Origin of the sequence: Clostridium sp., from assembly GCF_040797585.1 — a bacterium.
Taxonomy (GTDB): Bacteria; Bacillota; Clostridia; order Clostridiales; family Clostridiaceae; genus Clostridium_Z.
Genome location: NZ_JBFNEO010000149.1, coordinates 1 through 7,183 on the forward strand (window position 1 = coordinate 1; position 7,183 = coordinate 7,183).

The following is a 7,183-nucleotide window of genomic DNA, read 5'->3' on the forward strand; positions in this document are numbered from 1 at the left end:
ATAAGCTAGTTTCCAACCATTAGGACTCATCCTCATATCTAAGGCACTAAAGAAATTATTAATCTCTATTTCATCATTCTTAGTTTCTATAACTATTTTATTTCTATTAAGATTATTACCTTCCTCTAGATAAATAAGCTTTGCATAAATCTTTTCTTTTACATTGTATCTTAAATCAATAAGATTATCCCATTCTCCAAGATAACCTCCCATACCATTTTGTAAATTATAAATTTTAGTTTTATTATTAATTACCTCTCCAAACATATATTCCTCTAGAGGTATTAAGGGTTTTATCTCCTTTTCCTTTACTACTTCTTTGTTAGTACATCCATTTAAAAATAAACAGAGTAAAACCATAATCCATATTGCCGTACTACTCCTCTGCTTCATTTTTATCTCTCCTAAATACTAATAAGTACCTTTCCCTCACAAACAAACTCCGCATTTCCTATCATATACACCTCATCATTCTCTATTAAAATCCTTAAGGTTCCTCCTTGGACCTCCACATTTATATCCTTATCCACTAAACCTAAATAATTAGCTACAAAGGCTGATGCACAGTTCCCAGTTCCACAAGCTAGTGTAGGACCTGCTCCTCTTTCCCAGGTTTTCACCTTAATATGATTTTTGTCTACAATTTCACAAAAGTTAACATTAGTTCCTTCTGTAAAAATACTTGCCTTCTCTATAGCTCTTCCCTCTTCTATATTTACCTCATCCAAAACATTAAATATTACAGTGTGAGGTACTCCCATTCTAAGACTTGTTATATTGTAAGTCTTTTCAAGGTTTAATGGATAGTTTATTATTTTATCAGATACATCTACAGGTATATCCTTAGGATCAAAGGATGGTTTCCCCATATTTACCTTTATACTTTTAACTTCTAACTTATCTTCCTCTATAAATACAGTCTTTATTCCATCCCCTGTTTTTACCCTCATAGGATTACTTCTACAAATATTTTTTTCATAAACATATTTCACAAAACACCTAAGCCCATTACCACACATAGCAGCATAGGATCCATCAGAATTTATTATGACCATTTCTATATGGGCATCTTCACATCTTCTCACCAGTAATATGCCATCTGCCCCTATGGCAAACTTTCTATGACAAAGCTTTTCTGCTAAAAGTGATTCTTTATTAACATATTCATTATCATAATCCTCTATGACTATAAAGTCGTTTCCATTTCCATGCATCTTTGTAAAATTCATTTTAACCACCTTTTCTTTAATACAAATACTTCAATATATATTATATGATACTTTATATTTTGGTAAAAATCATTACAAATTGAATAATTTTATATATAATTGACTTATGTGTTAAACTATTCATATAAATAAATAAAGAAGGGGTGAACTTTATGGCTCTAGATGGAGTTTTTTTATATACAATTAAAGAAGAATTAAAAAATACCTTGATTAATCTTAAGGTTGATAAGGTTAATCAACCAGAAAAAGATGAAATTATTCTTACCTTTAGGGGGAATAAAAAGCTTTTAATAAGTGCAAGCTCCTCCTACCCTAGAATATATCTTTCAAAGGTTTCTAAGGATAATCCATTAAAACCACCAATGTTTTGTATGGTACTTAGAAAATACTTACTAAATTCTAGATTAATTGATATAAGTCAGTTAAATGGAGATAGAATATTAGTACTTAAATTTGAAGGAACTGATGATTTAGGTTTTAACAGTGTATATAATTTAATAGTTGAAGTAATGGGAAGACATAGCAATATAACTTTAGTTAGAGATAGAGATAATATTATAATGGACAGTATTAAACATATTACTCCTGATATTAATAGCTATAGATGCCTATATCCAAATATTAAATATATATATCCCCCTGAATCCAAAAAACTTAATCCTGAAAGTTTTACATTAGAATCCTTTAATGAAATGTCTTTAGATTTAGAATTAGATTCATCTGTATTCTCTAAAATCTTTACAGGAATTAGTAAAATCTTATCTAAGGAAATGTTCTTTAGGTTTGAAAAGAGTGGCTTATCTTTATATGAATTTTCTAAAGAATTCTTTAAAGAGTACTACGAATTAAAGAACTTTCATTATAATTCATATGCAGATATAAAAGGATTATTAAAAGAATTTTCTTCGATCTCTTTTGAAACCTATAATGAATACAATGTTCATACTTTTGATTCTCCTAGTGAGTTATTAGATAATTATTATAAGGAAAAAGATAAACAGGATAGAATTCACAATAGAACCCTAGATATTCAAAAGATTATATCTAATAATATAGAAAGATGTACTAAGAAAATTCAAATATTAGAAGATACCTTAGAAAAATGTAATGAAAAAGAAGACTTAAGAATAAGGGGTGAGCTTCTTACTGCCAATATATCCTCCCTAAAAGAAGGAATGAAGGAAATTGCTCTTTTAAATTACTATAAGGAAGAGGAGGAGTATATTACAATAGCTTTAAATGAATTAAAGACTCCTTCTGAAAATATCCAAAGCTATTATAAAAAATATAATAAATATAAAAAAGCTGAGGAATCTGCCTTGGTTCAATTATCTCTGGCAGAAGACGAACTTAATTATCTAAACTCAGTGTTTACCACCTTAAAAACCATAGATAGTTATGATGAAATCGATGAAATTAGAAGAGAACTTATGGAAAGCGGATATATAAAATTTAAGAAAGAAGGCAAGAAAAAAATTAAACCTTCTAAGCCTCTACACTTTTTATCCTCTGATGGATATCACATATATGTAGGTAAAAATAATTCTCAAAATGATTATTTAACACTAAAATTTGCAGACAGAAGTGATTTATGGCTTCATACTAAAAATATACCTGGCTCTCATGTAATAATTAAAGGCCATGATATACCTGATAAAACATTAGAAGAGGCTGCAACCCTTGCTGCTTACTATAGTAAGGCAAGTAATTCTTCAAAGGTTCCTATAGATTACACTGAGGTTAGAAATGTAAAGAAGCCTTCTGGCAGTAAACCTGGAATGGTGATATATTCTACAAATAAAACAGTTTATGTTGATCCTAAGGAGCTATCCCTAGAAAAACTATAAAAAATAGGCTAGAAATACACTTCTAGCCTATTTTTTGTATTATTATTTCTCACCAAAATACTGATAATAGTAACATTGTATTCTACCATTATACAGCTTTCTATTTTTATCAGCTTTACTACCAAATAACCTTTCGAATCTATCATAGGAGGTTAATATATAAAACTGCCAATTTTTAAGCCTTCTATAATCTAACCCTAATTTTTCATAAAGCTCTTTAATATCCTTCTCTTCCCCGATTCTTTCTCCATAAGGAGGATTAGTTATTATAAATCCCTTATTTCTCTTAGTTGAAAAATCGTTAAAGTTCATCACTTGGAAGGTTATAAATTCCTCTACTCCAGCTTTCCTAGCATTTTCCCTTGCCATTCTTATTACTCTTGAATCAATGTCATAGCCTAAAAGAGCCATATCTTTATCATTAATAGAAGCCCTAGCTCCCTCTCTTATCTGATCCCACACATCCTTTTCCATAGTAGGCCAAGTTTCACAAACAAAGCTTCTATTAAGACCTGGAGCTATATTTTTAGCTATCATAGCGGCTTCTATAAGTATTGTTCCAGAACCGCAGAAAGGATCTATTAATAAATTTTCTCCATTCCATTTGCTTATTAATGCCATAGAGGCTGCTAAAGTCTCCTTTAAAGGTGCAGCTCCTGCAACTTCTCTATATCCTCTTTTATGTAATCCTGGTCCTGTAGTATCTATAGTTAATGTAACAATATCTTTTAATATAGCAACCTCTATTTTGTATACTGGTCCATCTTCACTAAACCAATCTGTATTATATGTTTTTTTCATAGATTCTACTACAGCCTTTTTTACTATAGATTGACAATCTGGTACACTATGTAGAGTAGATTTTATAGACTTTCCAGTAACATGCATTTTTCCATCCTTTGGTATCAAACTGCCCCAATCTACAGCTAAGGTTCCTTGGAAAAGCTCTTCAAAGCTTTCAGCCTTAAATTCTGCCATCTTTATCAAAACTCTATCTGCTGTTCTAAGCCATGTGTTACATATAGCTATATCCATGTCATCCCCTTCAAAGGTTACACGACCATTTTCAACATTTAAATCCTCATATCCTAAATCTTTAAGTTCTTTTGATGTTATAGCTTCTATACCAAAAGTACTTGTGGCTATTAAAGAATAATTCATAACTTTTTCTCCTTTATATAAATTGTAAATATACATTAAAAAATTAAAATAAGTGAGGTTACCCTCACTTATTTTAATTATATTACAAAAAGTTATATTAATATAGTGCTATTCTTCATTTTTACTTACTTCTGGTAGTACTAAATTTAAAATTATTCCTACTAAAGTTGCAAGAGCTACTCCTGAAAGTTCAAAGCCTTTAATATTTATAACTGCTCCACCTATTCCTAGAACAATTATAACAGATACTACAATAAGAGTTTTCTTCTTCGAAAAATCTATTTTATTTTCAACAAAAACCCTAAATCCTGAAGAGGCTATAATTCCAAATAATAAGGTACTAACTCCACCCATAACTGGAAGAGGAATATTTGTTATTATTTGAGCTACAGGTCCTATAAAGGAAAGTATTATAGCAACTACTCCTGCCACACCTATTACCCATACGCTATAAACTTTAGTTATAGCCATAACTCCTATATTCTCTCCATAGGTTGTGTTTGGAGGTCCTCCCACAAATCCTGCGAATAAAGTAGCCACTCCATCACCTAAGATAGATCTATGAAGTCCTGGTTCTTTAGTGAAATCTCTATTACAAACATTATTAGTAACATAAACATGTCCAATATGTTCTGCCAAGGTTACAAAGGAAACAGGTGCCATAAGCATTACTGCTCCCCAACTAAAGGTTGGAGTAGTAATAGTAGGAAATGCAAATAACTTTGCGTTAACAATTGAATCTATGGCTTCTTGAGGTACAAGCCCTAAAGCAAAGGACATTATATATCCAATTATCATGGATATAAGTATAGGTATAACTCCTAAAAATCCTTTAAAATACATACTTCCAAATATTCCAATTCCTAAGGTGGTTAAAGATACTAAAATCCACTGAAATCTTGGCACATCCTTTAAAGCGTCAGTTGTAAAATTAGGATTAAGTCCTGCCCAATTTATTGCAACTCCTGCAACTCCAAGTCCTATGACTATAACTACAGCTCCTACTACTATAGGAGGTAGTATCTTATCAATCCAACCTGATCCTGTAAACTTTATAATGATAGCAACTAGTATATAAACTAATCCCGCTGCAATAACTCCTGAGAGCATTCCACTTGGCCCAAATTTTTCTGAAGCAGTAACCATAGGGACTATAAAGGCAAAGGATGAACCTATGTAAGCAGGTAATTTTGCCTTTGTACATAAAATATATAGTAAAGTACCAACTCCACTACAGAACAAAGCCACTGAAGGACTTGTCTTTGTAAGCATAGGAACTAAAATTGTAGCTCCAACCATAGCAAATAAATGCTGTATACTTAATGGGATGGTCTTTAATATAGGTAGTCTTTCTTCTACATCAACATAATTTTTCATATTGTTCCTCCTCTTAATAACCTCACTGGGTCATTTTAAAAAGCATTATTTTGGATTTTAATTACTTTTCATATATTTTTACTGAATCTTCTCCATCGATTTCTAAAATCTCAACGGATACTATTTCCTCCTTAGAAGTTGGTATATTTTTTCCTACATAGTCTGCTCTTATTGGTAATTCCCTATGACCTCTGTCTATAAGGACAGCTAGTTGAATAGAACTAGGTCTTCCTGAATCCATTATAGCATCTATAGCTGCTCTTACTGTTCTTCCAGTGTAAAGCACATCATCTATTAATATAACTTTTTTACCCTGAACACAAACTCCAATTTCTTTGCTATTCACAGTTGGCAGATCACTTACATTATCTAAGTCATCTCTATAGAGAGTTATGTCTACCTGACCTACTGGAATTTCTACATCTTCAAATTTTTTTATGTTTTCTGCTATTCTGTTAGCGATTGGATATCCTCTTCTTTTTATTCCAACAAAAACTATATCCTCTGTCCCCTTATTTTTTTCTATTATCTCATGAGAAACTCTAACTAAACTTCTTCTAACAGAATCTTTATCTAATAAAGATGCCTTTAATTTCATTTTAATTCACCCCAAATATATTATTTTATAATAAAAAGTCTTATTTCCAAAAGGAAATAAGACTCATAAATTCTATGTTATAAAATTTATTGCCTTATGACCTCTCTGGATCACATTAAAGGTAATTTTCTATAACATAATATCATATTTCTAATTTTATTTCAATTCTTTTCTTAAGATGTTTAATATATTAAGAAATTCTTCTGGAAGAGGACTTTCGAATTCCATAAAAATATTCTTTGTTGGATGATTAAATCCTAAGGTTTTAGCGTGTAAAAGCTGTCCTTTTGTTTTAAACCTTTGCTTCTTATATCCATAGACAGGATCTCCCATTAGTGGGTGACCTATATGGCTCATATGCACTCTTATTTGATGAGTTCTTCCTGTTTCAAGGTTACATCTAACTAAAGTAGCATTATTAAATATCTCAATAACCTTATAATGAGTTATAGCTCTCTTTCCTATTTTAGTAACAGAAAATTTAATCCTGTCTGAAGGATGCCTTCCAATAATAGTATCTATTGTCCCTTCCTCATTTTTTAACCTTCCCTCTACTAAAGCATAATACTCTCTCTTAATAGAATGCTCTTTAAATTGCTCTCCTAACTTATTATGGGCATAATCATTTTTAGCAATGACTAAGATCCCTGAAGTATCTTTATCTATTCTATGTACAATCCCAGGCCTTATAACACCATTTATACCTGATAGGTCATCACAATGATTTAAAAGAGCATTAACTAATGTTCCATTATACACTCCTGATGCTGGATGAACTACCATCCCTGATGGTTTGTTTATCACAGCTACATCCTTATCTTCATATATAATATCTAAGGGAATATTTTCTGGTTCTATGGTAAGTTCTCTAGGATCTTCTATGGTTAAAATTACATTATCTTCTTCCTTTAGTTTATAGTTACTTTTTACTACTTTTTCATTTACTATTACCTTTTCTTCTTCTATTATCC

General features: G+C 30.8%; 6 protein-coding genes and 1 pseudogene. 1 reads left to right on the forward strand and 6 read right to left on the reverse strand.

Annotated elements, in window-relative coordinates:
- Together AB2369_RS09725 and dapF are read right to left on the reverse strand one after the other, a co-directional pair.
- Positions 1-393 (reverse strand): annotated as a pseudogene (locus tag AB2369_RS09725) (hypothetical protein); the annotation flags it as partial.
- A gap of 11 nt (positions 394-404) precedes the next feature.
- Positions 405-1,229, reverse strand: coding sequence for a diaminopimelate epimerase (gene dapF, locus AB2369_RS09730; RefSeq protein ID WP_367666284.1), 825 nt, complete (start codon positions 1,227-1,229; stop codon positions 405-407).
- 152 nt (positions 1,230-1,381) lie between these two features.
- Here dapF and AB2369_RS09735 point away from each other — a divergent pair, with 152 nt between their 5' ends.
- On the forward strand, positions 1,382-3,076 hold the full coding sequence (locus tag AB2369_RS09735; RefSeq protein WP_367666285.1) for an NFACT family protein: 1,695 nt from the start codon (positions 1,382-1,384) through the stop codon (positions 3,074-3,076).
- Positions 3,077-3,118: 42 nt separating this feature from the next.
- On the opposite strand, the gene AB2369_RS09740 is transcribed toward AB2369_RS09735, so the two are convergent.
- The 4 genes from AB2369_RS09740 to AB2369_RS09755 form a co-directional block, all read right to left on the reverse strand.
- A complete protein-coding gene (locus tag AB2369_RS09740; RefSeq protein WP_367666286.1) occupies positions 3,119-4,237 on the reverse strand; it encodes a class I SAM-dependent RNA methyltransferase in 1,119 nt (372 codons plus the stop codon).
- Positions 4,238-4,345: 108 nt separating this feature from the next.
- Positions 4,346-5,614 (reverse strand): uracil permease, encoded by a 1,269-nt coding sequence (gene uraA / locus AB2369_RS09745; protein WP_367666287.1) that lies wholly within the window; start codon positions 5,612-5,614, stop codon positions 4,346-4,348.
- 61 nt (positions 5,615-5,675) lie between these two features.
- The gene (pyrR, locus tag AB2369_RS09750) at positions 5,676-6,212 is read right to left on the reverse strand and encodes a bifunctional pyr operon transcriptional regulator/uracil phosphoribosyltransferase PyrR (protein ID WP_367666288.1); all 537 of its coding nucleotides are present in this window, start codon (positions 6,210-6,212) and stop codon (positions 5,676-5,678) included.
- Between the two features lie 156 nt (positions 6,213-6,368).
- A partial coding sequence (locus tag AB2369_RS09755; RefSeq protein WP_367666289.1) for an RluA family pseudouridine synthase occupies positions 6,369-7,183 on the reverse strand: 815 nt, incomplete at its 5' end.